This is a genomic window from Sphaerisporangium viridialbum (assembly GCF_049674955.1).
Taxonomy (GTDB): Bacteria; Actinomycetota; Actinomycetes; order Streptosporangiales; family Streptosporangiaceae; genus Sphaerisporangium; species Sphaerisporangium viridialbum.
Window position 1 is genome coordinate 9,544,835 of record NZ_CP187232.1, and the last position, 25,776, is coordinate 9,570,610.

Consider the following 25,776-nt stretch of genomic DNA (forward strand, 5'->3'; position numbering starts at 1 on the left):
GCGCGGTCATGGGAGTGCCCGCCGAACCCTCGCCTCCGGGGGCCTTCCTCACGCCTTCGGGGAGCTGCCCGCCTTGAGCATGGATCTGACCGCGAACCCCGGCGTCCCCGGGGCCGCGGAGCCGACGAAGCCACAGCGTCACGCCGAAGGGCCTCCAGAGCGGCCAGAACGCGACGGCGACGTCTCGGAGCTGCGGCGGTACGCCGAGGCCCTGTTCACCCACCTCGCGGCCGACGGCACAGTGCCCGAGCCGCCCCCGAACACCCTCGACGTGCCCGGATACTGGCTCGCCCCCGCCACCGAGGCCCTCGTACTGATCCTTTCCGGTGAGGACTCCCTGGAGCCGCTCGCCCGCGCGGCCCAGCTCGACGAGGCCGCCACCGCGCTGTTCCTGTGCCTGTCGCTCGCCGTGAGCGGGCACGGCGACCGCGTCCACGCCTCCTGGCTCGGCACCGCGTTCGGCGACCTGTCGACCGACCAGCCGGTCACCCCCGGTCAGCGCGCCCTCTGGGCGGCCGCCGCCCGCGGCGCGTACGGGCCGGCGGGCAAGATCTTCGTACTTCGCAAGCTCGACGCCGCGGCCGTGCCCTCGACCGCGGAGCCGGACCGCTGGCTGCGCGCCCTCGTCCCGGCCGAGACCTCCGTCGCCGTGTCACCCGCGCTCGGCGCCCTGCCGTCCCTCGCCGAGGTGCCGTCGCTCGCCGAGCCCGTCCAGGCGGCGGCCCGGCTGTCCCGCCTGCTCGAACGCTGCACCGAGATCACCTCCACCCGCCCGTCCGCGATCCCCCGGTCCGAGACCTCCGGCCCGTGGCCGGACGCGGAGCCGCTGACCGTGCTACGGTCACTCATCGGGTCAGAGGAGCCGGGCCCGATGGGCTCGCTGACGGGGCACCTGCTCGACGACGTCCAGTCGGGGTCCGACCCGCACCTGGCGGCGATCGCCTTCCACGTGGCCGCGCCCGTCGTGCGCTCGGCCGCCGACGAGCTCGCGCGGGCCACCCAGGTCGCGCCGCCCACCGAGATCACCGTGCCGATCCTCGGGCACGACGTCACGCTCCGGCCCGAGGGCCCGGACGCGGGCTCACTGGCGGCGGCCGAGGAGCGCGTGCGGGCCGAGGGCGCCGCGCGCGGGTCCGGGCGCTGGCTCGCGTACGGGCCGGCGTTGCTTCCGATCATCGCGCTGGTGCTCGCGTTCACGGTCTCCGAGCTGTTCGCCATCGCCGCACTGGTCCTCGGGGGGATCGTCGGCTACCTGCTGTGGCGCCTCAACAGCCGCGAGCAGGCCGAGGCGCGGCGCGTCGAGGCCGAGGTGGCGCAGCTGCGCGAGCAGGCCGACCAGGCGGTGTGGGCATTACACGACTACGCCCGCGAGGCCGCCCAGCGGTCCGAGACCGCGGCCGCGAACCTCTCGGCGCTCACCCGCCTGCTCCGCCGAGGCCCGGCGGTCGCCGACCAGCGGTGACCACCACCTGCTCGACCTCTTCCTCCGGCCGCTCGCCGAGGCCGCTCTGATCGCTCCGCTCGCCCCGGTCTCGGAGCGTACGGTGCGCGAGCAGCAGGGCCAGCACGCCGTGCATGAACAAGACCGTGAACGCGCGCGTCTGCGGGGCGGTGAGGCCGGGTATCTCCACGCCCGGGAACTGCGGCGCCAGAGCCACCCAGAACCACGGAGAACGGGCAACCGAGCGGCGGTCGATCGCGGTGGCGGCGAGCGGCAGAAGAATCACCAGCGAGTAGTGCCCGAACGCCGGGGTGAAGACCAGGAACACCGTGAGCATGATCATGCTCGCGGTCTCGGCCAGCCTCAGCTCCAGGGACCGGTCTCCCCGGAGACGCTCCCAGGCGCCGGCCTGGCCGCTCACCGGAACGGAACGGTCCAGAGCGACGGCGTCGTCGGGCAGGCGCCAGCGCGCCCAGGCGAGCAGCAGGCCCGCGACCGCCACCACGCCCCTGATCGCCAGGGTGAGGTCGCCGCCCGCGCCCAGCCTGGGCAGGATCGAGGCCAGCGACGCGTCGTACGGCTTCGCGTACTCGTCCTGCCCGTGGAGCAGGAACGGCAGCGTGTCGGAAAGGAACCTCCCCGGCTCGGGGGTGAACGGCAGGGAGAGCAGCACCAGAACCCCGGGGACGGCCACGAGCGTGACGAGCGCCCGGCGCCGCCCGGCGAACAGGAAGAGCAGCGCGAGCGGCACGAGCATGGGTTTCAGCGCGATGGACACCCCCGCGACGGCCGCGGCGGCGCTCCAGCGGTTCCGTGCGCACAGCAGCAGCGCCGCGGGCAGCGCGACCACCGCGACCACGCTCCAGTTGCCCACGGCGAGCAGGCTGCGGTAGCCGAAGAGGAGGGCGATGGCGGCCATCCCGAGCAGCCCCAGGCGACTGCCCACCCGCACCCCGCAGAGCGCCAGAGCCAGCGACCATCCCGCCAGCGTGAGCACCGCCAGGACGAACGGGAACACCAGGCGGATCGTCTGATCGTCGAGCCACGTCTCGGCGAGCGCCGCGACCGCGCTGCTCGGCAGGTAGAGGAAGCGCTCGTCGGCGTACGGGGAGTGCCCGCTCAGCAGGGCTCGGGCGGCCTTCACGACGTACCCGTTGTCCTGCATCGCGCTGCCCCTGCGGATGACCCCGGCGGCGGGGAGCATGAGCACCACGGCCGCGGCGATCCGCGCGGGCAGGGACGCCTGGGTCATCAACCACGAACTGAGTCCGCGGTCCGGGCTCTGACCCTGGCCTTCGTCCGAGCCGCCGGCGGAGCCGTGGCCGTGGTGGCTAGGTGGTCGAGATCTCGACGTCGGCAGGAGCCAGCAGGAAGACCTTGTCGGCGATCCGCTCAATGCGTCCCTCGCAGCCATACGTCAGGCCGGCGGCGAAATCGACCATTCGCGTCGCCTCGGCCATGGACATCCCCGCGACGTCCATGATGACGGCCTGGCCCTCCCTGAAGTGCTCTCCCACGGTAAGCGCGTCGGAATACTTCCGCGGGCGGATCATGATGATCCGTGCGGGATCCCCACCCGACCCCCAGCGCCTGGCGGCCCGTTCCGACGCGGGCATGTACTCATCCTCGTACTCGTCGTGGTCGTAGGGCTCGTCGTACTGATCCCCATCGCCCAGGCCAAGGTAGCTCACCACCCTGCGCACTGCCCCCATCGGCTGTCCTTTCCGCGAGAACCGGCCAGTTTCGCCGTGCCCCGACACAAATGACCGTAACTCACGTATCGGCTGGGGCCGCGCGACACGCCCACGTAGTTTTGATTCTGCACGGTTTTCGCTGGTGTTTCGACCGGTTATCTGGGGGTGGATAGGATCGTCGGCATGCGTATCTTCACCGTCGATTCGTTCACCGATCAGGCCTTCAAGGGTAACCCGGCGGCCGTCTGCCTGCTGGACTCTCCGAGATCCGACGAGTGGATGCAGGCGCTGGCCAGCGAGATGCGACACTCCGAGACGGCCTACGTCGAGCACCAGGGCGAGGGCCGGCCGCGCTCCCTGCGGTGGTTCACCCCGGCCGTCGAGGTGGCCCTGTGCGGGCACGCCACGCTCGCCTCCGCGCACGTCCTATATACGACCGGCGAGGCCTCCGGCTCGATCGAGTTTTCTACAAAGAGTGGAATTCTGACCACTAATCAGCTTGATCACGGTCGTATTTCGATGGATTTCCCGTCATATCTTCCGGAGGAGATTACCGCTCCGGCGACGCTGATCAAGGCCCTCGGGGTGTCTCCCGCGTGGGTGGGAATGGGCCCCATGGACCTGCTGGTGGAGGTCGAGTCCGAGGAGGTCGTCCGCGATCTGGCCCCCGACATCGACGCCCTCACCGCGCTCGACGCGCGGGCCGTGTGCGTGACCGCCCGCGCCGCCTCAGGTGACGTCGACTACGTCTCGCGGTTCTTCGCGCCCAACGCCGGCGTTCCCGAGGACCCGGTGACCGGCTCGGCTCACTGCATGCTCGGGCCCTACTGGTCGGCGAAACTCGGCCGGGAGGCTCTCGTGGGGGCGCAGCTGTCGCAGCGAGGCGGCATCGTGCACACCACGGTCCGCGGCGAACGCACCGAGATCGGGGGAACCGCCGTGACCATCTGGTCGGGGGAGTTGCACGTCTGAGCCTGCTCCGGCCTTCAACGGCTGGGCGTGCATACTCGGCTTCTCCAACGCTTCGGCACACACACCCTGCCTCTCCGACGCGTCGGCGCATGCGGAAAGGGCTCATATCCCCGACGCCCAGACAGGCAGGCCAAAGCCCCTATAACGCAGGAAAGCCATCCACAAAGTGGATGGCTCTCCTACCAACACAATATTTGTCCGGCGGTGTCCTACTCTCCCACACCGTCCCCGGTGCAGTACCATCGGCGCTGGAAAGCTTAACTTCCGGGTTCGGAATGTAACCGGGTGTTTCCCTTCCGCTATGACCGCCGTAACCCCTTGAAACACACAACCAGGGTCACCCCAGCTTGTTGTTTCTGAGTTACATAGTGGACGCGAGCAAAACGCTTTGTGGTCAAGTCCTCGGCCTATTAGTACCGGTCAGCTCCACACCTCACGATGCTTCCACCTCCGGCCTATCAACCCAGTCGTCTCCTGGGAGCCTTACCCTGTTTCCAGGTGGGAGACCTCATCTCAAGGCAGGCTTCCCGCTTAGATGCTTTCAGCGGTTATCCCTCCCGAACGTAGCCAACCAGCCGTGCTCTTGGCAGAACAACTGGCACACCAGAGGTTCGTCCGTCCCGGTCCTCTCGTACTAGGGACAGCCCCTTTCAAGTCTCCTGCGCGCGCAGCGGATAGGGACCGAACTGTCTCGCGACGTTCTAAACCCAGCTCGCGTACCGCTTTAATGGGCGAACAGCCCAACCCTTGGGACCTACTCCAGCCCCAGGATGCGACGAGCCGACATCGAGGTGCCAAACCATCCCGTCGATATGGACTCTTGGGGAAGATCAGCCTGTTATCCCCGGGGTACCTTTTAGCCGTTGAGCGACGGCGCTTCCACATGCCACCGCCGGATCACTAGTCCCAGCTTTCGCTCCTGCTCGACCTGTCGGTCTCACAGTCAAGCCCCCTTGTGCACTTACACTCAACACCTGATTGCCAACCAGGCTGAGGGAACCTTTGGGCGCCTCCGTTACCCTTTAGGAGGCAACCGCCCCAGTTAAACTACCCACCAGACACTGTCCCCCACCCGGATACACGGGCGCGGGTTAGACATCCAAAACGACCAGAGTGGTATTTCACCAATGACTCCACCCGAACTAGCGTCCAAGCTTCACCGTCTCCCACCTATCCTACACAAGCCGTCCCAAACACCAATGTCAAGCTGTAGTGAAGGTCCCGGGGTCTTTCCGTCCTGCTGCGCGTAACGAGCATCTTTACTCGTAGTGCAATTTCGCCGGGTCTGTGGTTGAGACAGCGGGGAAGTCGTTACGCCATTCGTGCAGGTCGGAACTTACCCGACAAGGAATTTCGCTACCTTAGGATGGTTATAGTTACCACCGCCGTTTACCGGCGCTTAAGTTCTCAGCTTCGCACGCCCGAAAGCGCACTAACCGGTCCCCTTAACGTTCCGGCACCGGGCAGGCGTCAGTCCGTATACATCGTCTTACGACTTCGCACGGACCTGTGTTTTTAGTAAACAGTCGCTTCCCCCTGGCCACTGCGACCCCCACCAGCTCCGAGTGCAAGACTCATCACCAGCAAGGGTCCCCCTTCTCCCGAAGTTACGGGGGCAATTTGCCGAGTTCCTTAACCACAGTTCACCCGATCGCCTTGGTATTCTCTACCTGACCACCTGAGTCGGTTTAGGGTACGGGCCGCCGGCACACTCACTAGAGGCTTTTCTCGGCAGCATGGGATCACCCACTTCACCACAATCGGCTCGGCATCACATCTCACCCTTATATGCGGCACGGATTTACCTATGCCACGGGCTACATGCTTACCCCAGGAACAACCATCGCCTGGGATGGGCTACCCTCCTGCGTCACCCCATCGCTTACCTACTACCAGATCAGGCCAGGCGTTCAGCCTCACCAAGTCCCGAAGGACAACAGGGGCTTAAGGACCCTTAGTATCACTGGATTCGATATGGGCGCATGCTAGCGGGTACGGGAATATCAACCCGTTGTCCATCGACTACGCCTGTCGGCCTCGCCTTAGGTCCCGACTTACCCTGGGCGGATTAGCCTAGCCCAGGAACCCTTGGTCATCCGGCGCAGAAGTTTCTCACTTCTGATTCGCTACTCATGCCTGCATTCTCACTCGCACGGCCTCCACAACTCGATCACTCGGCTGCTTCGCCGGCCGCACGACGCTCCCCTACCCATCCACACACCTAGACACACAAACGTGCGCCGGGCTTAACGCGTGAATGCCACGACTTCGGCGGTGTACTTGAGCCCCGCTACATTGTCGGCGCGGAATCACTTGACCAGTGAGCTATTACGCACTCTTTCAAGGATGGCTGCTTCTAAGCCAACCTCCTGGTTGTCACTGCGACTCCACATCCTTTCCCACTTAGCACACGCTTAGGGGCCTTAGTCGGTGGTCTGGGCTGTTTCCCTCTCGACTACGGAGCTTATCCCCCGCAGTCTCACTGCCACGCTCTCACTTACCGGCATTCGGAGTTTGGCTGACGTCAGTAACCCGGTAAGGCCCATCAGCCATCCAGTGCTCTACCTCCGGCAAGAAACACGTGACGCTGCACCTAAATGCATTTCGGGGAGAACCAGCTATCACGGAGTTTGATTGGCCTTTCACCCCTACACACAGGTCATCCCCCAGGTTTTCAACCCTGGTGGGTTCGGTCCTCCACACGGTCTTACCCGCGCTTCAACCTGCCCATGCGTAGATCACTCCGCTTCGGGTCTACAGCATGCGACTCAAACGCCCTATTCAGACTCGCTTTCGCTACGGCTCCCCCACACGGGTTAACCTCGCCACACACCATAACTCGCAGGCTCATTCTTCAAAAGGCACGCAGTCACATCACAGGCAAGGCAAGCCTCACCCAAGCTCCTACGGCTTGTAGGCACACGGTTTCAGGTACTATTTCACGACCCCTCACCGGGGCGCTTTTCACCTTTCCCTCACGGTACTTGTTCACTATCGGTCATCAGGGAGTATTTAGGCTTACCAGGTGGTCCTGGCAGATTCACACAGGATTCCTCGAGCCCCGTGCTACTTGGGATCCCCTCAAACAGTCGACAAGGTTTCGCCTACCCGACTCTCACGGTCTACGGCGCAACTTCCCAGAAGCTTCGACTACCCCATCGATTTATCACTGTTCGGAAGAACGGCAGCTCCTCCAAGAGGGTCCCACAACCCCACACACGCAACACCTGCCGGCTATCACACGCGCATGGTTTAGCCTCATCCGCTTTCGCTCACCACTACTCACGGAATCACTATTGTTTTCTCTTCCTACGGGTACTGAGATGTTTCACTTCCCCGCGTTACCACCAACCGCCCTATACATTCAGACGGCGGCAACACCACATGACTGGTGCTAGGTTTCCCCATTCGGACATCCCCGGATCAACGTCTGGTTGGCGACTCCCCGAGGCTTAACGCAGCCTCCCACGTCCTTCATCGGCTCCTGATGCCAAGGCATCCACCGTGTGCCCTAAAAAACTTGGCCACAAAGATGCTCGCGTCCACTATGCAATTCACAAACAACAAACAGGCCACCAACCCCACCCACCACCAGACACCCACACCACCAACCCGAAAGACACAACATCTCTCAAGCCACGATGCGAACCGGTATGACGGAAGGCTGGCCCCGCAAACAAGGAAACAACGACCCACAAGCAACGAGACCGCAACCCCACAGCAACAGCTGCGACAGCGGCCCCGCGCTTCGGCCCGTTTCCTCAGGACCCAACAGTGTGTTCGAACCACCCGAACCCCCACGACAGCGTTCCCACTCCGCGACCCCCTCCAAAGAGAAGGCCCACGGCGGTACCAGCCGCCGGGACGACCCCGACGATCCGACTAGCCAGTGCTCCACTAATGAGCAGGTCGCGCACAAGACGAACGCTTGCGAACACGACCATGGACCAAACCCCGATGCGACGACCTTGCGACGCACCCGCGAGCTCAGCCAGATGCTCCTTAGAAAGGAGGTGATCCAGCCGCACCTTCCGGTACGGCTACCTTGTTACGACTTCGTCCCAATCGCCAGCCCCACCTTCGACCGCTCCCCCCAGCAAGCTGGTTGGGCCACGGGCTTCGGGTGTTGCCGACTTTCGTGACGTGACGGGCGGTGTGTACAAGGCCCGGGAACGTATTCACCGCAGCGTTGCTGATCTGCGATTACTAGCGACTCCGACTTCATGGGGTCGAGTTGCAGACCCCAATCCGAACTGAGACCGGCTTTTAGGGATTCGCTCCACCTCACGGCATCGCAACCCTCTGTACCGGCCATTGTAGCATGTTTGCAGCCCAAGACATAAGGGGCATGATGACTTGACGTCATCCCCACCTTCCTCCGAGTTGACCCCGGCAGTCTCCCATGAGTCCCCACCACCCCAAAGGGCGTGCTGGCAACATGGAACAAGGGTTGCGCTCGTTGCGGGACTTAACCCAACATCTCACGACACGAGCTGACGACAGCCATGCACCACCTGTCACCCAGTCCGAAGAGGGCTCTGTCTCCAGAGCTTTCCGGGCGATGTCAAGCCTTGGTAAGGTTCTTCGCGTTGCGTCGAATTAAGCAACATGCTCCGCCGCTTGTGCGGGCCCCCGTCAATTCCTTTGAGTTTTAGCCTTGCGGCCGTACTCCCCAGGCGGGGCGCTTAATGCGTTAGCTACGGCACGGAATCCGTGGAAGGACCCCACACCTAGCGCCCAACGTTTACAGCGTGGACTACCAGGGTATCTAATCCTGTTCGCTCCCCACGCTTTCGCTCCTCAGCGTCAGGTAAGGCCCAGCAAGCCGCCTTCGCCACCGGTGTTCCTCCTGATATCTGCGCATTTCACCGCTACACCAGGAATTCCGCTTGCCCCTACCTACCTCTAGCCAGCCCGTATCCACCGCAGACCCACAGTTAAGCCATGGGCTTTCACGGCAGACGCGACAAGCCACCTACGAGCTCTTTACGCCCAATAATTCCGGACAACGCTTGCGCCCTACGTATTACCGCGGCTGCTGGCACGTAGTTAGCCGGCGCTTCTTCTGCAGGTACACGTCAACTTCGTCCCTGCTGAAAGAGGTTTACAACCCGAAGGCCGTCATCCCCCACGCGGCGTCGCTGCGTCAGGCTTTCGCCCATTGCGCAATATTCCCCACTGCTGCCTCCCGTAGGAGTCTGGGCCGTGTCTCAGTCCCAGTGTGGCCGGTCGCCCTCTCAGGCCGGCTACCCGTCGTCGCCTTGGTAGGCCACTACCCCACCAACAAGCTGATAGGCCGCGAGTCCATCCCCAACCGAAAAAACTTTCCACCAGCACCCGATGCCAAGGCTGGTCGTATCCGGTATTAGACCCAGTTTCCCGGGCTTATCCCAAAGTCAGGGGCAGGTTACTCACGTGTTACTCACCCGTTCGCCGCTCGAGTACCCCGAAGGGCCTTTCCGCTCGACTTGCATGTGTTAAGCACGCCGCCAGCGTTCGTCCTGAGCCAGGATCAAACTCTCCAAACAATGTCTGAAGAAATCCCGGCGAACACCACACACACATGTGCGATGTCAACCAAAGGAAACCATCCCCACACACCCACAAACGAGCATGCGGAAGACGGAGGTATGCATATTCATGCACTGGCTTTTAACACACTGTTGAGTTCTCAAGAAACGGACGCGTACACCATCACCCGAACCCACCACGTGGACCCGAACTCCGGGGCTTCCATCTCGTATGTCTTCATCTTACAAGGCCGTTTAACCGGGAGCAAACCGCGCCTTTGCAGGCACTTGACTTCCAGCCACCCGAACCCACTAGGATTCAGACCGCCCCGTCTCCAGGGCAACCCCTCTAACTTACCCGATGAGACCGGGTAGTGCAAGTCCCGATTTCAGACCTTCGAAGTTCAAGGGGATGCGGTCACCGCAGGCACGTGTCCACGCCAGATCGCCGAGGCGAAGGTTTGGGGTTGTGCCGGGCGATGCCGACAACAGAAGATTAGCAGCCTTCGCGGGCGCCGACGCACAGTCCGGCTTCACAGACCCGCGTCACGCCAGTTGGGCGGCCAAGCCCTCGCCATAGACTCGGCGACGTGAGCAGCGACACGCCTCCCGTGGCGAAGAAGGTTCCGGCCGAACGCACTCATCACGGCGACACCGTGATCGACGACTACGCCTGGCTGGCCGACAAGGACAACCCGGACACGGTCCCCTATCTGGAGGCGGAGAACGCCTTCACACAGGGCGAGACCGAACACCTCCAGGACCTCCGGGAGACCATCTTCCAGGAGATCAAGGGCCGCACCCTGGAGACGGATCTCTCCGTCCCCACCCGCAAGGGCGGCTGGTGGTACTACTCCCGCACCGAGGAGGGCAAGCAGTACGGCATCCAGTGCCGCCTCCTGGCGACGGGCGACACCCCTCCCGAGCTCAAGCCGGGAGTGGCGCTGGAGGGTGAGCAGGTCCTGCTCGACGGCAACAAGCTGGCCGGCGACAGCCCGTTCTTCGCGATCGGCACCTCGTCCATCAGCTCGGACGGCACCACTCTCGCCTACTCCACCGACTTCAGCGGCAACGAGCGCTTCACGCTGCGGTTCAAGAACCTCGAGAGCGGCGAGATCCTGGCCGACGAGATCCCTGGCATCTTCTACGGCGGCGCCTGGTCGGCCGACGGCTCGGCGTTCTTCTACACGACCATCGACGAGGCGTGGCGCCCGTACCGCGTCTACCGCCACATCATCGGCACCCCCGCCGACGATGACGTGCTGGTCTACGAGGAGACCGACGAGCGCTTCTGGGTCGGCATCGGCCTCACCCGGAGCGAGCGCTACCTGGTGCTCGGCGCGGGAAGCAAGATCACCAGTGAGGTCCGCATCCTCGACGCCGACTACCCCACCGGGGAGTTCACCGTCGTGCGGCCCCGCCAGACCGGTGTCGAGTACTCCGTCGACCACGCGGGCGACCGCTTCCTCGTCCTGCACAACGAGGGCGCCGAGAACTTCGAGTTGGCCACCGCGCCCATCGACGACACCGCCGCGTGGACGCCGCTGATCCCGCACCGCGAGGACACCCGGCTACTCGACGTCGACGCGTTCTCCGACCACGTGGTCGTCCACTTCCGCCGCGACGGCCTCACCGGCATCCGCGTGCTGCCGTCGGACGGCGAGCCGTACGAGATCTCGTTCCCCGAGCCCATCCACACCGCGGAGCCCGCGGGGAACCCGGAGTTCCACACCGGCAGGCTGCGGCTGGCGTACGCCTCGATGGTGACGCCGCCGTCGGTGTACGACTACGACCTCACCAGGCGCGAGCTCATCCTCCTGAAGCGCCGGCCGGTTCTCGGCGGGTACGAGCCCGGAGACTACGAGCAGTTCCGCGAGTGGGCGGTCGCGGAGGACGGCACGAGGATCCCGATCTCCATCGTCGTGAAGAAGGGCACCGAGCGGCCCGCGCCGACGGTGCTGTACGGCTACGGCAGCTACGAGACCTCGATCGACCCGTCGTTCTCCGTGGCGCGGCTCAGCCTGCTCGACCGCGGCCTGGTCTTCGCGATCGCCCACGTCAGGGGCGGCGGCGAGATGGGCAGGCGGTGGTACGAGGAGGGCAAGCTCACCCGCAAGAAGAACACCTTCAGCGACTTCGTGGCCGCCGCCCGGCATCTGAAGGAGTCCGGCTGGTCGAGCGACGTCGTCGCGAGGGGTGGTTCCGCCGGTGGCCTGCTGATGGGCGCGGTGACGAACCTCGCGCCCGAGGCGTTCGCGGGCGTGGTGGCCGAGGTGCCGTTCGTGGACGCGCTCAACACGATCCTCGACCCGTCGCTGCCGCTGACGGTGATCGAGTGGGACGAGTGGGGCGACCCGCTGCACAACGCCGACGTCTACGAGTACATGAAGTCGTACACCCCATACGAGAACATCGATGACCGGGTATATCCTCCGATCCTCGCGATCACCAGCCTCAACGACACCCGGGTGCTGTACCACGAACCCGCGAAGTGGATCGCCCGGCTCCGCGCCACCGCGGGCGGTGGGCCCTTCCTCCTGAAGACGGAGATGGGCGCCGGTCACGGAGGCAGGAGCGGGCGGTACGACGCATGGCACGAGGAGGCGTTCACCTTGTCGTGGATCCTCGACCGGGTCGGCGCGGGAAAGACCGAAGACACAGGAGACACGAAGTGACGTACTCGGCATCGAACGACCGCTACGAGAGGCAGCCTTACAACCGGACCGGCAGGAGCGGGCTCAAGCTGCCCGCGGTGTCGCTCGGGCTGTGGCACAACTTCGGGGACGACAAGCCGATCGACACCCAGAGAGCCACGCTGCGCAGGGCCTTCGACCTTGGCGTGACCCACTTCGACCTCGCCAACAACTACGGCCCGCCGCCCGGCTCCGCCGAGACGAACTTCGGCCAGATCTTCGCCCAGGACTTCCGCCCGTACCGCGACGAGCTGATCATCTCCAGCAAGGCCGGGTACGACATGTGGCCCGGCCCGTACGGCGAGTGGGGCTCGCGCAAGTACGTCCTGGCCAGCCTCGACCAGTCGCTCTCGCGCATGGGGCTCGACTACGTCGACATCTTCTACAGCCACCGGCCCGACCCCGAGACCCCGCTCGAGGAGACGATGGGGGCGCTCGACACCGCCGTGCGGTCCGGCCGCGCCCTGTACGCGGGCATCTCGAACTACACGCCCGAGCAGACCAGGGAGGCGGCCAGGATCCTGCGCGAGATGGGCACGCCGCTGCTCATCCACCAGCCGCGCTACTCCATGTTCGACCGCTGGGTCGAGGACGGGCTGCTCGACGTGCTGGAGGAGGAGGGCGTCGGCTGCATCCCGTTCTCGCCGCTGGCGCAGGGCGTGCTGACCAACCGGTACCTCAAGGGCGTCCCCGAGGACTCCCGCGCGGCCCAGGAGCGGTTCCTGCGGCCGAGCCAGCTCACCGACGAGGTGCTCCAGCGGGTGCGCACGCTGAACGAGATCGCCTCCGGCCGTGGCCAGTCCCTCGCGCAGATGGCCCTCGCGTGGGTGCTGCGCGACTCGCGGATCACCTCGGTGCTGATCGGCGCCAGCAGCGTCAAGCAGCTGGAGGACAACATCGCGGCCGTCGACAAGCTGGGCTTCTCGTCCGACGAGCTCGCCGCGATCGAGAAGGAGATCGCGCAGCCGGGCACGCCGATCGTCTAGCCCCGCGAGGCTATAGGGCGTTGTGTCGCTGGAGCCAGGCGAACGACGCCCAGCCGGGAAGCACCGGCAGCCAGAAGGTCAGCAGCCGGAACAGCAGCACGGCCGAGGTGGCGACCGTACCCGGGAGCCCCGAGAGCGTCAGGCCGAGCGAGAGAGAGGCCTCGACCGCGCCCAGCCCGCCAGGGGTGGGCGCGGCGGAGCCGATGGCGTTGCCCGCCAGGAACACCACGGCCACGGCGGTGAAGCTCAGCGAGCCGCCGAAGGCCCGCACGCAGGCGTCCAGGCAGACCACGAAGGCGAGCGTCAGCAGCAGAGTGCCGCTGAAGCCTTCGAGGATCTTGCGGGGCGACTGCAGCACGTCGAGCAGCCTCGGTATCACTCCGGAGAACAACGGGCGCATGCGCGCGGTGATCATGCGCCGGAGTTGCGGCACGGCGAGCACGACCAGTACGAGCACGGCGCCCGAGAGCAGGCCGATGACCAGGCCTCGGGACGGGCTGACCGACGGGGCGGCCTTGGTGCCGGTGGCGTACCCGAACAGCAGCAGCAGCACGATGTGGGAGCAGAGCCCGACGAGCTGCGAGGCTCCCACGCTCGCCACGGCGAGCCCGGGTGAGATGCCGCGCTTCTGCAGGTAGCGGGAATTGATGGCCACGCCGCTGACCGCCGCGGGCGCCACCAGCTTGACGAAGGATCCCGCGAACTGCGCCAGCACCGTGCGCCCCAGGGGGAGCTTCTCGGGTACGAAACCCCGGAGCATGAGCGCGGCGGCGAGATAGCTCATGCCGGCCGCGACGAGGGCGATGCCGCCCCAGCCCCACTTCGCCGACGTGATCACCTCGACGAGGTTGACCCTGCTGAGCTGGGAGAGCAGGAAGTACGCGGCGAGCGCGCTGGCGATGATCGTGACGAGCGTGCGGGGCTGGAACCGCTCCAGCCGTATCTCCTCGACCTCCACCTGCGGGGTCAGGGCGAGGATGTTCTCGCGGAGCGCGGGGAGCAGCTCCTTGTCCCTGCTGACCTCGGCGCGGGTGCCCCTGGTCAGGGCGATGCGCTGCAGCAGCGGGAGCGCGCCCGCCAGGGCCTGCTTGGGGATCACCTTGGACGCGCACATCACCGAGCGCTCCGGGCCGACCCGCAGCGCGAGGTAAGTGAGCAGCTGGGCGACGTCCAGGCGCAGGAGCAGGTCGCCCGCGGCGATGTCGCCACTGCGGGCGTCCATCAGCACCACGTCGCCGCCCGCGCCGATGTGGATGCTGTCGCCGGTGAGGCGGCGGTGGGCGAGGCGCTGTGCCTGGAGCAGCTCCACCTGCTTCCAGATCCTGATGAGCAGCTCGTCGTCGAGCTCCTCGTCGGGGACGTCCTCGATCGCCCTGGTGTCCAGGTGCTCGTACGCCAGCAGCGCGGCGTCCGTGCCGATCTCGCTGGTGCCCACCAGGCAGGGGGTGTTCACCCCGGCCGCCTGGGCGGCGTACGCCATCAGGGCCTCGCGCTCCAGCTCGGCGCGGAGCGAGCGGATGGCCCGGCGACGGGTCTCGGAGTTGAGCCTGATGCGCCGCCAGAGCCGGTAGAGGACGCCTGCGACCTGGCGGTCCCTGTCGAGCACGGTGACGTCGTAGCGGCGCTCGTCGGTCATGGTCACGGCGTAGCGGCGGCTGCCCTGGGCGTCGTCGGAGATGCGCCGCGCCTTGGCGGGCACGAACCCCAGGCGGCGGAGCGCGGCGACGACGGTGCTGCCGGGAGGCCTGGTGTTGGGGCTGCCGACGACGTACAGGGTGGCGTACCCGACGGCCAGGCCGACGAGGTAGGTGACGAAGACGCCGAGCGCGGTGGCCTCGGCGCCGGTGAACAACGCGAAGACGTCGAGGGCGATGGCCATCCACATCAGGGTGCGCCAGGTCGGGCGGCGGGAGATGCGCACGGCGGTGACGTAGGCGACGACCGAGGTCAGCAGGGTGTTGAGCGGCTCGACCTGGCGTCCGCCGGTGAGCAGCTGGCGCAGGTCGCCGGGCCCGGCGACGGCGAGCCACTCGCCGAGCGCGAACGAGACGAGCATGCCGATGATCGCGGCGATGAGGCCCTCCGCGACGCGCAGCCCGTCACGGTGGAACACCCGCTCGACGGCGAACGCGGCCGGGACGGCGAGCACGGCCGTGCCCGCGAGGAAGCTCGCCACCCCGATCAGCAGCTCGGGCGCCCGGCTCGTACCGTCGGTGACGTCGGCTTCGAGGCCGTTCAGCGTCTGCTTGGCGACGAGGGCCAGCAGGACGACCGCGGCGAGCGCGAGCAGGCTGGCGAGAAAGCGCAGCGCGTCCGAAGGCCGGCGGATGCGCTGGGGCAGCAGTGGCTCGACGACGAGCACGGCGGGCTCGGGAGCTCCAGAAGGCCCGGAGGACTCAGTGGGGGCCGGGGAGTCGCCGCCGGCCAGGGGCGTGGCGACCGAGGCGGGAACCGATATGGCTTCCGGGCTCTCCGAGGTCGTGGCAGGTCCGGCCACGGAGATGTCTCCCCCCGCGGCCTCCTGTGCCTCGTCGCGCTCCCTTATGTCGGTCACCGCCGGCGTCTGCGCACGTCTCGGGTCATATGATCTTCCCTAACCTCTGTTCACGGTGATGGCGCGGAGCCGACCACGCTCCGGCGACCTGTCTCGGCACCCGCCTCGCGCCGGCGTGGGCCTCGAACGTCACCGGCGAACTGGTGCACCCCGGCCATTCGCTGACACTCTACGGCGCGCTCGCCACAGAGGGATCAGATGGACGGGACGTCATCCATGGTGCCGGTGCGGAAGGCCGCCGCGCATCGTCCGTAAGTATGGCGTGGTGAGTCGCCCCAGGTGGCAGGTGGGTCGTCACCGCCGGAGGGCGCCATGGCACGGTCATGAAGCGCCCAGGTAGCGTTGGCACATGACCCGTGTGCTGAACGTTCTGGGTGCCTGCCCGCTGGACTGCCCGGACACCTGCTCATGGGTGGTGAAGGTCGAGGACGGCGAGGCCGTGGGCCTGCGCGGGAACCGCGACCACCCCTATACCCGCGGCGCCCTGTGCGTGAAGGTCAACCGTTACCTGGAGCACACGAAGGCGGCCGACCGCATCCTGCACCCGATGCGCCGGGTCGGGCCGAAGGGCTCGGGACGGTTCGAGCGCATCACCTGGGACGAGGCTCTCGACGAGATCGCGCGGCGGCTGACGGGGATCATCGACGAGTTCGGCGGCGAGGCCATCTGGCCGTACCAGGGCACCGGCACACTCGGCTACATCCAGGGCGAGTCGGGGTACGCCGGGCGGCGCCTGTGGAACGCGCTGGGCGCGTCGAACCACGATCTGAACATCTGCGCCCGGGCCGGCAACCTCGGGCTGACCCGCACGAACGGCACCCCGGGCGGCATGGACCCCGAGACGTTCGCCCTGTCGAAGCTCATCCTGCTCTGGGGCACTAATACGCTGACCAGCGGTCACCATCTGTGGAAGTTCATCCAGGAGGCGCGGGCGGGCGGGGCCCACGTGGTCGCCATCGACCCCATCAGGACCCGTACCGCCGACCAGGCGGACGAGCACCTGGCGATCAGGCCGGGCACCGACGCCGCGCTCGCGCTCGCGCTGATGCACGTGGTGCTCGACGAGGGCGCCGAGGACCGGGACTACCTGGAGAACCACACCACAGGCTGGCATGACTTCGAGCGAGAAATCCGGAAATATCCGCCGAAGGTGGCCGCGGAGATCACCGGGATCCCCGAGAAGGACATCCGCGCCCTCGGCGTACGCCTCGCGCACACCCGTCCGACCGGCATCCGGGCCACGATGGGCATCCAGCGCCACCGGGGCGGCGGCACGGCCATGCGGACCATCGCCTGCATCCCCGGCGTGACCGGCGACTGGAAGCACCCCGGAGGAGGCGTCGCGTACTCCACCAGCGGCCTCGTCCCCATCCAGGCGGACACCCGGCCCGACCTGCTGGACAGGCCGGTACGCACCCTGACGATGACCCGGCTCGCCGACGGCCTTGAGGACACCGAGAACCCCGTCAAGTGCCTGTGGGTCTACGCGGCGAACCCCATGGGCAGCACGTCCGACCAGAACCGCATCCGTAAGGGGCTCCTGCGGGACGACCTGTTCACGGTCGTGATGGAGCAGTTCCCCACCGACACGGTGGACTACGCCGACATCGTGCTCCCGGCCACCATGCAGTTCGAGCACACCGACCTGCACCACGGATACGGCCACATGTATCTGGTCTGGAACGAGCCCGCGGTGCCCCCGGCCGGCGAGTGCCTGTCGACGACGGAGACCTTCCGCAGGGTGGCCCGCCGCCTGGGGCTCACGGAGCCCGCCCTCTACGACTCCGATCTGGAGATCGCTGAGCAGCTCCTGTCCGGGGGGCACGCGGCGCTGGACGGCATCACGGTCGAGCGGCTGCGCCGGGAGGGGTGGGCCAGGCTCAACTACCCGGCCCCCTTCGTGCCCTTCACCGAGGGGTTCCCCACGGCCTCGGGCAAGCTGGAGTTCGTCCCCGAGAACGAGGGGTACGTCCCGCCGTTCTCGGCGACCGTGGATGGGCCGTACAAGCTGGCGCTGATCACGCCGGCGGCGCACACGTTCCTCAACACGGTGTTCGGGAACAACCCCGAGCTGGCGCGCCGCGCGGGAGGGCCGAAGATCCTGGTGAACGAGAAGGACGCCGCCGGCCGGGGGCTGAGCGACGGGCAGCGCGTCCGCGTGTTCAACGACAACGGCGAGATGATCGCGCACCTGGAGATCAGCGACCGGGTCGCCCCGGGGGTGGTCGCGACGACCAAGGGCAGCTGGCCGAAGCTCAACCCCGGCAGGGCCAACGTCAACGCCCTGGTCGACGAGCGTGACGCCGACATGGGCAGGGGCGCCGTCTACCACGACAACCTCGTGGAGATCGCGGCCCTTGGGTGAGCGAGGTCAGAGGCCCAGCTTGAAACCCACGTGGGAGTCGACGAAGCCGAGAGAGGTGTAGAACCTGTGGGCGTCGGCACGGGCCTTGTCGCTGCTGAGCTGCACCATCCGGCAGCCCCGCTCGCGGGCCCGGTCGATCGCCCACCGCATCATCGCGCGGCCAAGCCCCTGCCCCCGCATGGACGCGCCCACCCGTACGGCCTCGATCAGGGCGCGCTCGCCGCCCCTGCGGGAGAGCCCGGGGACGAACGTGAGCTGCATCGTGCCGACCACCTCGCCGTCCGCCTCGGCGACGACCAGCTCCTGCCGGGGATCGGCGGCGATGGCCTGGAAGGCGGCCAGGTAGGCCTCGTCCGACGGGTCGCCCTCCCTGGCCGCGGCGATCGGATCGTCGGCGAGCATGGCCACGATCAGGGGCACGTCTTCCCGGCGAGCGGGACGAAAGATCACAGACATGCTCAAAGGGTATCGGTGCCCTCCTGACGTGGGAATCCGATACGCGGAGGCCACGTCGGCTCTGTACTGATCCCGGATGCGGCAACCCGGGGAACAACCAGGGTTGTCCCCCGATGTGCCAACCCCGTGGCCCAGGGCAATCTGGTGGACATGAACGAACTGACTCGACGCGACGAGATGTCGCTCGCCGGCGCGGCCCTGCGGGGCGCGCCCTGGAAGGCCGCGGCGATCACCGGTGGGGCGAGCGCGGCGATCAGCTATGTCATGGGAGTGGTCCTCCCGGGTCCGGCCGATCTGACCTGGGCGCTCTGCCTCGGCATCAGCGTCTTCAGCCTGGTGGCCGCCATCGGCGCCGTGAGCAAGCCCAACGTGGGAGACCGCGTCACCCGGCAGGCCAGGCTCTGGTCGCTGCGCCACCCGTGGAGGTTCGCCCTGTACCCGGGCATCCTCGCCGCCGTCGTGATGTATCCCGTCCAGCTCGTCTTCGACCAGGAAGGCGTGTTCGGCGCCGCCTGGGACGCGCTGTGGGGCGGCGCGCTGGTGTACCTGATCGCGGCCATCGTCACCCTGTCCATGAAGGGAAGGGCCCAGTCGGCCAAGTAACCCCCCAAGGGTGCGGCCGGCCCCGTGACCTCCGCGCGCGGCTCCTCCGGGAGTCGCGTCCTACTCCGCCTCCCGGGTGACGTTCCCCCGGGAGGCGCCGCGTTTTCCGAGGAGCCTTACAAGGTCAGCTCGCGGCGTCGCGCTCGGCCTGGCCGCGGCACACGCAGAACTCGTTGCCCTCGGGATCGAGAAGGGTGACCCAGCCCGTGCCGTCGGGGTTGCGGTGGTCCTCGTGCTGCTCGGCGCCGAGGCCGACGAGCCGCTCGACCTCCTGGTCGCGGGTGCCGCCCGCCTGTGCCGTCACGTCGAAGTGGACGCGGTTCTTGGCCTGCTTGCCCTCGGGCACCCGGATGAACAGCAGGTGAGGCTCGCTCGGGGCCATGAGCATGACCTCGTCGTCATCCTTCTCGGTCGCCTCGTGGAAAGGCCACCCGGTGGCCTGGTGCCACCACTCCGCGAGCTCGTACGGCTGGGCGCAGTCAACGGTCACAGTGTGAATGCCAATCATGCGCAAAGCCAACCGCAACACCGGCAAAACCGTCAAGCCGGTTTCCTAGTGTCCGGCGGCCGCATCTCCCCCGGTCAGCACGCGGGCCAGGCTCACCGCGGACACCGCGGCCCATACGCCTTCGAGGAGCAGGAATCCCCAGTTGCGGTCCTCCAGCGCCACCCAGGTCAGCACCGCGGAACCGGCGAGGTTCAGCACCAGGTAGACCTTGGATTCGGAGTTCAGGACCTTCAGCTGCGCGAGCAGGAAGGCCGACAGGATGATGATCGCGCCGGCGATCTGGATGATCTGAGTCATGGTGTGTGCGCGCGTCGTCTTCGCTGGGCCGGGTACGACGCACTACTCGTCCGGGAGATCCCCGAACGGGGCCTCTGCCGTGGAACCTAGCAAACTTCACTCCTCCGATCCGCTCTTGGTGAGACATCTCACCGCTCTGCCTGAGGCCAGGCTGGCCCCCCGTGGGCTCCATCCGCCCGCGGGGGCGGCTCGCCGGCGGACAACTTTCTTATGGGATCGCGCTGCGCGCCATCCTGGCCCAGCCGCTCGACTACCTGGCCGACGTGGCCCGCGACACCGCGCTGACCTTCGCCTGGACGCCCGTACGGCACCCCGAGCGGACGACGCCCGCCTTCGGCTTCGCCCGGGGACAGTGGGGGCTGCCGGACTACCCCCTCGTCCGGAAGGTGCGCGAAGAGTATGACCCGAGCGTGCGGGGCCTGCGGTCCGTGGACCCGTACGCGGGCTTCCTCATGGCCTACCAGTACCCGGCGTACCTGCGCGGCCCGATGATCGCGGCCATCCTGCTGCTGGGTGGGGTCGGCGCGCTGGCCGGGCCGCGCTCGGCGCTGCTGCCCTGGGGCGTGGCGATGTTCCTGCTCGTGGGCCCGGTGGCCGTGCTCGACTTCGACCACAGGTACGTCCTCCCGGTGATCCCCGTGGCCTGCCTGGCGGGCGCTCTGGGGGCGGCGGACCTGGCCGTCGCCGTACGCCGATTCCGGAGCCGATCCGGTGCGTAGCCGGGAACTTACGCGGTGGCTAGTTAGTGGTGAACGCCACGTTCGCCCCGGTTGTTAGGGGTTACTCGCGGGTAGCATAGGAGGTAAGGTTACTGACGAGTACGGTTCTGAAGCCACCCGTCTGGTTCAAGGAGACCCGCAGCCATGGGCCATTACAAGAGCAACGTCCGCGACCTGGAGTTCAACCTCTTCGAGGTGTTCGGCCGCCGCGAGATCCTGGGAACCGGGCGTTTCGCCGAGGTGGACGAGGACACCGTGCGAAGCGTCCTCGATGAGATGAACCGTCTCGCGACGGGCGTGCTCGCCGACTCCTTCGAAGAGGGCGACCGCACCCCGCCGGTCTTCGACCCCGCCACCAGCACGGTGACGATGCCGCCCAAGTTCAGGAAGTCCTTCGAGACCTTCAGGGACGCGGGCTGGACCAACCTGGACCTGCCTGAGGAGCTCGGCGGCCCCGGCCTGCCGCGCAGCGTGACCTGGGCGGCGGCCGAGATGATCCTCGGTTCCAACCCCGCCATCTGGATGTACTCAAGCGGCCCCGCCTTCTCGCACGTGCTGCACGTGATCGGCACCGAGGAGCAGAAGCGGTTCGCCGAGCACGCGATCGAGCGGCAGTGGGGGGCCACGATGGTCCTGACCGAGCCGGACGCGGGATCGGACGTCGGCGCCGGCCGCACGAAGGCCGTCGAGCAGCCCGACGGCACCTGGCACATCGAGGGCGTCAAGCGCTTCATCACCAGCGCCGAGCACGACATGGCCGACAACATCTTCCACCTGGTGCTCGCCCGCCCAGAAGGCGCCGGACCCGGCACCAAGGGCCTGTCGATGTTCCTCGTGCCGAAGTACAACGTGGACCTCGAGACCGGCGAGCCGGGCGAGCGCAACGGCGTCTACGTGACCAACGTCGAGCACAAGATGGGCCTCAAGGCCTCCACGACCTGCGAGCTGACCTTCGGCGAGAAGCACCCCGCCGTGGGCACGCTCATCGGCGGAGTGCACGAGGGCATCAAGCAGATGTTCATGATCATCGAGCACGCCCGCATGATGGTCGGCACCAAGGCGATCGCCACCCTGTCCACCGGCTACCTCAACGCGCTGGCGTACGCCAAGGAGCGCAGGCAGGGCGCCGACCTGACCCAGATGGCCGACAAGACCGCTCCGCGCGTCACCATCACCCACCACCCGGACGTACGCCGCGAGCTCATGCTCCAGAAGGCGTACGCCGAGGGCATGCGCGCGCTCGTCCTCCACACGGCGACCTTCCAGGACACGGTGCAGATCGCCGAGTTCGACGGCGCCAGGGACACGGCCGCCGAGGCCATGAACGACCTGCTGCTCCCGCTGGTCAAGGGCGTCGGCTCCGAGCGGTCGTACGAGATGCTGTCGCGCTCCCTGCAGACGCTGGGCGGCTCGGGCTACCTCCAGGACTATCCGATCGAGCAGTACATCAGGGACGCCAAGATCGACTCGCTCTACGAGGGCACCACGGCGATCCAGGGTCAGGACCTGTTCTTCCGCAAGGTCCTGCGCAACCAGGGTGCCGCGCTCGGATCCCTGCTCGCGGACGTCAAGGCCTTCGCGGCCTCCGAGGCCGGCAACGGCAGGCTCAAGGAGGAGCGCAAGCTGCTCGACGAGGCCGCCGACGAGATCAAGGCGATGGCCGACACCATGGCCGGATGGGCGATCGGGTCCCTGGAGAACCCGAAGGAGGTCTACAAGGTCGGCCTCAACACCACCAGGTTCCTGCTGGGCCTCGGCGACCTCGTGATCGGCTGGCTGCTGCTCCGCCAGGCCGAGGTGGCGCTCAAGGCCCTCGGCGACTCCGACCGCGACAAGGCGTTCTACACGGGCAAGGTGGCCGCGGCCTCCTTCTTCGCCTCGACCGTCCTGCCGCGCCTCGCCGCCGAGCGCCGCACCCTCACCACCACCGACCAGACCCTGATGGACCTTCCCGAGGACGCGTTCTGACGCCTCGGCGATAGCGTTTCACAAAGTGGGGAGGGAGCCGACCGGCTTCCTCCCCTTTCGTACGGGGCTGACCCGGCGCTTCAGGCTCAGCGCCCCAGGCGGGCGGCGACGCCGTCGAGCAGGACGTCCAGGCCGAACTCGAAACTGGCGTCGATCGCGAAGTGCTCCGCCTCGATGATGATGCGCTCGAAGTACGGGTAGCGCCCACTGGTCATCAGGTCCTTGATGTACGGCGTGTGCGCCGCCTGCCATTGCTCGTCGTCCATGCCCGTACGCCGCCGTTCGGACTCGGCGAGCCGCTCGGCCTGCACCAGGGTGCTCACGTGGCCCTTGACCAGGCCGACGATCTGCATCATCTCGTCGATCGTGAACCCCAGGCCGTCGACGAGCGACAGCGCGTACTCCGACGCGCGCAGGCTGTTCGGGCCGAGCGTGGGGACCGTCGACTGCAGGGTGATGATCCAGGGGCGCGCCCGGAGCGCGGCGAACTGCCGGACCGCGAGGTCACGCAGATCGGCCCGCCAGTCGCCCGTGCGGTCGCCGGGGATGTCCATGCGGCCGATGGCCTCGTCGAGCAGCAACTCGTGAAGCTCTTCCTTGCTCTCGACGTAGCGGTAGAGCGACATGGTGGCGGCGCCCAGCTCGCCGGCGACCCGACGCATGGTGACGCCGTCGAGGCCCTCGTCCTCGGCGATCGCGAAGGCGGCCTGGGCGATGCGCTCGTGGGTCAGCCGCGGCTGCCGGCCTTCTCGCTCGTCCGCGGCCAGCCGTTTCCACAGTCCGACCCTGGGCCGCGCCGCCTTTTCCATGCGTACATCGTACTTTCGTTGTACAACGTACGCAGTAGATGTACGTTGTACGTGTCTATGTACGACGTACACATGGAGGGCGCGATGGGCCGGACGGCCGTGACAGCCACCGGGCTGCGCAAGCGGTTCAAGAAGACGCGGGCGCTCGACGGTCTCGATCTCGAAATTCCCGCGGGCACGGTGTACGGCCTGCTCGGTCCCAACGGGTGCGGCAAGCCGGTTAAGGGATTGTGACACTACTGAGACGCACCTCCATATACCTCCTGCCTGTGCATCCTGTCCGCTCTCGACCCGTGGGCCACACAGCGGGCCGGTACCGGAGCGTCAAGGCCGTCTTAGCGTGCTCCATGTCCCCGGTGACCTTCCCCGGTGACTGGTTGTCCTGCGTGCAGAGACGGCCTTGATGCGTAGGGGCCGGTCTGCTGGGCTCTGCCGGGGTCGATAGCGGACAGGATGCAGTGGCGACGCCCGCCACGAGGAAACCCGCACCTTGGCGCGTGGCCGCATCCTGGACGCAGGAGTGCCCCCGCCGGAGGCGCTCAATTCGTCGTAAGCTACTCGACATGATTCGAGCTGTAGCCTTCGATGTCGGTGAGTGCCTGGTCAACGAGACGCGAGAGTATGGCACTTGGGCTGACTGGCTAAGTGTGCCTCGTCATACCTTCTCTGCCATGTTTGGCGCGATCATTGCCAGAGGCTTGGACTATCGGGAGACGTTTCAGGTGTTTCGGCCTGGCTTCGATCTCGATGAGGAGCGCGAGAAGCGGGTTAAAGCAGGCCAAGCAGAATGGTTCGGCGAAGATGACCTCTACCCGGACGTTCGCTCGGCTTTAAAGGAGCTTCAGGATAGCGGCCTATGGGTTGGCATCGCTGGAAACCAGACCATTAGAGCTGGGGGCATCCTGAGAGGCTTGAACTTACCTACCGATATGATCGCGACGTCGGATGATTGGGGCGTAGCCAAGCCCAACCCGGAGTTCTTTCGCTTTTTAGTGGATGTGGCCCCGTGTGGTCCGAGTGAAATCCTGTATGTCGGTGACCGGCTCGACAATGATGTTCGTCCGGCTGCCTCGATGGGGCTTCGGACCGCCCTTATCCGTAGAGGTCCATGGGGCATCATTCAGCAGCATGATCCGGAGGCGGATCGCGTCCCGACCATGCGCATAGATTCGCTCGCAGAACTTCCTGACCGGATCAGTAGCTTCAACGCTGCAATGCGGTGAGCGTCGTCCCCCATTGATAAAGACGGTCGTCCAAGCGCTGGACGTATTCAAGATCTGCCCATGATTGCAAGGAGCGACGCACATCACGAACGCGCTCCATTCCGGTTGCGTACCAGGTCAAGGCGAGTTGGTCTAGGGCCTGCTCCAGGCGGGCGCACGCCTCTTCTGGCTTGTTCTCAGCGGCTTCGACCGCTGCCAAGTCACCGAGAACGACCACTCGCTGTTTTCCTTCGTTTCGCGATAGCAAGTCCAGCGCATTCAGTAGCGTCTCGCGGGCTTGAGGGAGATGCCCGGCTTTAAGTTGGGCGTTACCTTTGAACGCTGCAAGTCGTATAGGAGAGAACCATAGGAACCACTCCGGTGACGTGTGCGGTGTGTCTGCGGCAAGGGTATCCTCGGCGTGCCGGATGAGGCGCAATGCTTCTCTCATATTTCCGCAACGCACCTCACATTCCGCTTCAACCGCATCAAGCCAAGCCAGGAATTCGGCGGAGACGGCAGATCGGCGGGCGTACGCTCGTGCCGCCCGCATACGTTCCGCTGACTCTTCGCGATTTCCGGCCCATCCTGGAACAAATGCGGCATGAGCCAGAATGGCAGAGCCTAGTAGCGGGTCCTCGGCTTCTCCTGCCGCTTGAAGAGCGCGAATAAAGGTGGCGTCGGCATCTTGAGGTTGACGGAGGTCGAAGAACTCGATGCGGCCAACAAGTAGGAGAGATTCCGCTAGGGCCATGGCGAGTAGTCGGCGCGCTGCTCCGTTGGTCTCTGCCAGCAGGTGGGTTCCTAGGCGGGTGTGCTCCACCACGGCCGGGTGTAATTGTGATGGTTGAACACTCCAGTAGAGGCGGCGGTAAGCAACATTCATTGTCGCGTAATCGGCACCGATTGTTGGGGGCTGCATGGTTGCAGATGCTTTAGGGAGTGGCAGGGCGGCACCTGTACTTTGCGTTTTCATCTGGCGAGGAGCCGTTCGGGGCA

General features: G+C 66.4%; 17 protein-coding genes, 3 rRNA genes, 1 pseudogene and 1 riboswitch. Of the genes and pseudogenes, 10 read left to right on the plus strand and 11 right to left on the minus strand.

The features are described 5' to 3' along the window. Positions 1-79: 79 nt before the first annotated feature. Complete coding sequence (locus ACOZ38_RS42950; protein WP_424537194.1) at positions 80-1,462, plus strand: hypothetical protein; 1,383 nt, start codon at positions 80-82, stop codon at positions 1,460-1,462. Here the strand turns inward: ACOZ38_RS42950 and ACOZ38_RS42955 are convergent. Together ACOZ38_RS42955 and ACOZ38_RS42960 are read right to left on the minus strand one after the other, a co-directional pair. Continuing rightward, positions 1,416-2,693 carry a glycosyltransferase family 87 protein gene (locus tag ACOZ38_RS42955; protein WP_424536579.1) on the minus strand — a complete coding sequence of 426 codons (1,278 nt, stop codon included), beginning with the start codon at positions 2,691-2,693 and terminating at the stop codon, positions 1,416-1,418. The two genes, ACOZ38_RS42950 and ACOZ38_RS42955, sit on opposite strands and share 47 nt — an antisense overlap. A 79-nt stretch (positions 2,694-2,772) precedes the next feature. Continuing rightward, positions 2,773-3,153 (minus strand): cell division protein SepF, encoded by a 381-nt coding sequence (locus ACOZ38_RS42960; RefSeq protein ID WP_424536580.1) that lies wholly within the window; start codon positions 3,151-3,153, stop codon positions 2,773-2,775. A gap of 165 nt (positions 3,154-3,318) precedes the next feature. Between ACOZ38_RS42960 and ACOZ38_RS42965 the strand changes: the two genes are divergently transcribed. Next, on the plus strand, positions 3,319-4,107 hold the full coding sequence (locus ACOZ38_RS42965; RefSeq protein ID WP_424536581.1) for a PhzF family phenazine biosynthesis protein: 789 nt from the start codon (positions 3,319-3,321) through the stop codon (positions 4,105-4,107). 196 nt (positions 4,108-4,303) lie between these two features. Here ACOZ38_RS42965 and rrf read toward each other — a convergent pair. The 3 genes from rrf to ACOZ38_RS42980 all read right to left on the minus strand — a co-directional run bounded on the left by rrf (position 4,304) and on the right by ACOZ38_RS42980 (position 9,635). Next, positions 4,304-4,420, minus strand: a 5S ribosomal RNA gene (rrf, locus tag ACOZ38_RS42970). A gap of 77 nt (positions 4,421-4,497) precedes the next feature. Further along, positions 4,498-7,633, minus strand: a 23S ribosomal RNA gene (locus ACOZ38_RS42975). Positions 7,634-8,113: 480 nt separating this feature from the next. After that, a 16S ribosomal RNA gene (locus tag ACOZ38_RS42980) occupies positions 8,114-9,635 on the minus strand. The 16S, 23S and 5S rRNA genes sit together here, the layout of an rRNA operon. A 572-nt stretch (positions 9,636-10,207) precedes the next feature. Here ACOZ38_RS42980 and ACOZ38_RS42985 point away from each other — a divergent pair. After that, entirely contained in the window at positions 10,208-12,292 is a 2,085-nt protein-coding gene (locus tag ACOZ38_RS42985) for a S9 family peptidase (protein ID WP_424536582.1), read from the plus strand. Beyond that, entirely contained in the window at positions 12,289-13,296 is a 1,008-nt protein-coding gene (gene mgrA, locus ACOZ38_RS42990) for an L-glyceraldehyde 3-phosphate reductase (RefSeq protein WP_424536583.1), read from the plus strand. The genes ACOZ38_RS42985 and mgrA overlap by 4 nt, the downstream gene beginning before the upstream one ends. A gap of 10 nt (positions 13,297-13,306) precedes the next feature. Here mgrA and ACOZ38_RS42995 read toward each other — a convergent pair whose 3' ends face one another. Then, positions 13,307-15,850, minus strand: a complete 2,544-nt coding sequence (locus tag ACOZ38_RS42995) for a lysylphosphatidylglycerol synthase transmembrane domain-containing protein (RefSeq protein WP_424536584.1) — start codon at positions 15,848-15,850, stop codon at positions 13,307-13,309. A 349-nt stretch (positions 15,851-16,199) separates the two neighbouring features. Here ACOZ38_RS42995 and ACOZ38_RS43000 point away from each other — a divergent pair, with 349 nt between their 5' ends. Next, positions 16,200-18,215, plus strand: a complete 2,016-nt coding sequence (locus tag ACOZ38_RS43000; protein WP_424536585.1) for a molybdopterin-containing oxidoreductase family protein — start codon at positions 16,200-16,202, stop codon at positions 18,213-18,215. Between the two features lie 6 nt (positions 18,216-18,221). On the opposite strand, the gene ACOZ38_RS43005 is transcribed toward ACOZ38_RS43000, so the two are convergent. Further along, positions 18,222-18,671: an N-acetyltransferase family protein gene (locus tag ACOZ38_RS43005; protein WP_424536586.1), complete on the minus strand. Its 450-nt coding sequence runs from the start codon at positions 18,669-18,671 to the stop codon at positions 18,222-18,224. Between the two features lie 150 nt (positions 18,672-18,821). Between ACOZ38_RS43005 and ACOZ38_RS43010 the strand changes: the two genes are divergently transcribed. Further along, positions 18,822-19,274: a hypothetical protein gene (locus ACOZ38_RS43010; RefSeq protein WP_424536587.1), complete on the plus strand. Its 453-nt coding sequence runs from the start codon at positions 18,822-18,824 to the stop codon at positions 19,272-19,274. 124 nt (positions 19,275-19,398) lie between these two features. Here the strand turns inward: ACOZ38_RS43010 and ACOZ38_RS43015 are convergent, their stop codons facing one another. After that, positions 19,399-19,764, minus strand: a complete 366-nt coding sequence (locus ACOZ38_RS43015; RefSeq protein WP_424536588.1) for a VOC family protein — start codon at positions 19,762-19,764, stop codon at positions 19,399-19,401. A gap of 63 nt (positions 19,765-19,827) precedes the next feature. Continuing rightward, positions 19,828-20,079, minus strand: a complete 252-nt coding sequence (locus tag ACOZ38_RS43020) for a CBU_0592 family membrane protein (protein ID WP_424536589.1) — start codon at positions 20,077-20,079, stop codon at positions 19,828-19,830. An 8-nt stretch (positions 20,080-20,087) separates the two neighbouring features. Next, positions 20,088-20,156, minus strand: a riboswitch (guanidine-III (ykkC-III) riboswitch). Positions 20,157-20,240: 84 nt separating this feature from the next. Here ACOZ38_RS43020 and ACOZ38_RS43025 point away from each other — a divergent pair. Together ACOZ38_RS43025 and ACOZ38_RS43030 are read left to right on the plus strand one after the other, a co-directional pair. Beyond that, entirely contained in the window at positions 20,241-20,798 is a 558-nt protein-coding gene (locus tag ACOZ38_RS43025; RefSeq protein WP_424536590.1) for a hypothetical protein, read from the plus strand. 144 nt (positions 20,799-20,942) lie between these two features. Continuing rightward, positions 20,943-22,766, plus strand: coding sequence for an acyl-CoA dehydrogenase (locus ACOZ38_RS43030; RefSeq protein ID WP_424536591.1), 1,824 nt, complete (start codon positions 20,943-20,945; stop codon positions 22,764-22,766). An 86-nt stretch (positions 22,767-22,852) separates the two neighbouring features. Here the strand turns inward: ACOZ38_RS43030 and ACOZ38_RS43035 are convergent, their stop codons facing one another. Continuing rightward, positions 22,853-23,575: a TetR/AcrR family transcriptional regulator gene (locus ACOZ38_RS43035; RefSeq protein WP_424536592.1), complete on the minus strand. Its 723-nt coding sequence runs from the start codon at positions 23,573-23,575 to the stop codon at positions 22,853-22,855. A gap of 84 nt (positions 23,576-23,659) precedes the next feature. Here ACOZ38_RS43035 and ACOZ38_RS43040 point away from each other — a divergent pair. Beyond that, positions 23,660-23,791 (plus strand): annotated as a pseudogene (locus tag ACOZ38_RS43040) (daunorubicin/doxorubicin resistance ABC transporter ATP-binding protein DrrA); the annotation flags it as partial. Between the two features lie 347 nt (positions 23,792-24,138). Next, positions 24,139-24,798 (plus strand): HAD family hydrolase, encoded by a 660-nt coding sequence (locus tag ACOZ38_RS43045; protein ID WP_424536593.1) that lies wholly within the window; start codon positions 24,139-24,141, stop codon positions 24,796-24,798. On the opposite strand, the gene ACOZ38_RS43050 is transcribed toward ACOZ38_RS43045, so the two are convergent. Continuing rightward, positions 24,779-25,753 (minus strand): transcriptional regulator, encoded by a 975-nt coding sequence (locus ACOZ38_RS43050; protein WP_424536594.1) that lies wholly within the window; start codon positions 25,751-25,753, stop codon positions 24,779-24,781. The two genes, ACOZ38_RS43045 and ACOZ38_RS43050, sit on opposite strands and share 20 nt — an antisense overlap. Between the last annotated feature and the right edge of the window lie 23 nt (positions 25,754-25,776).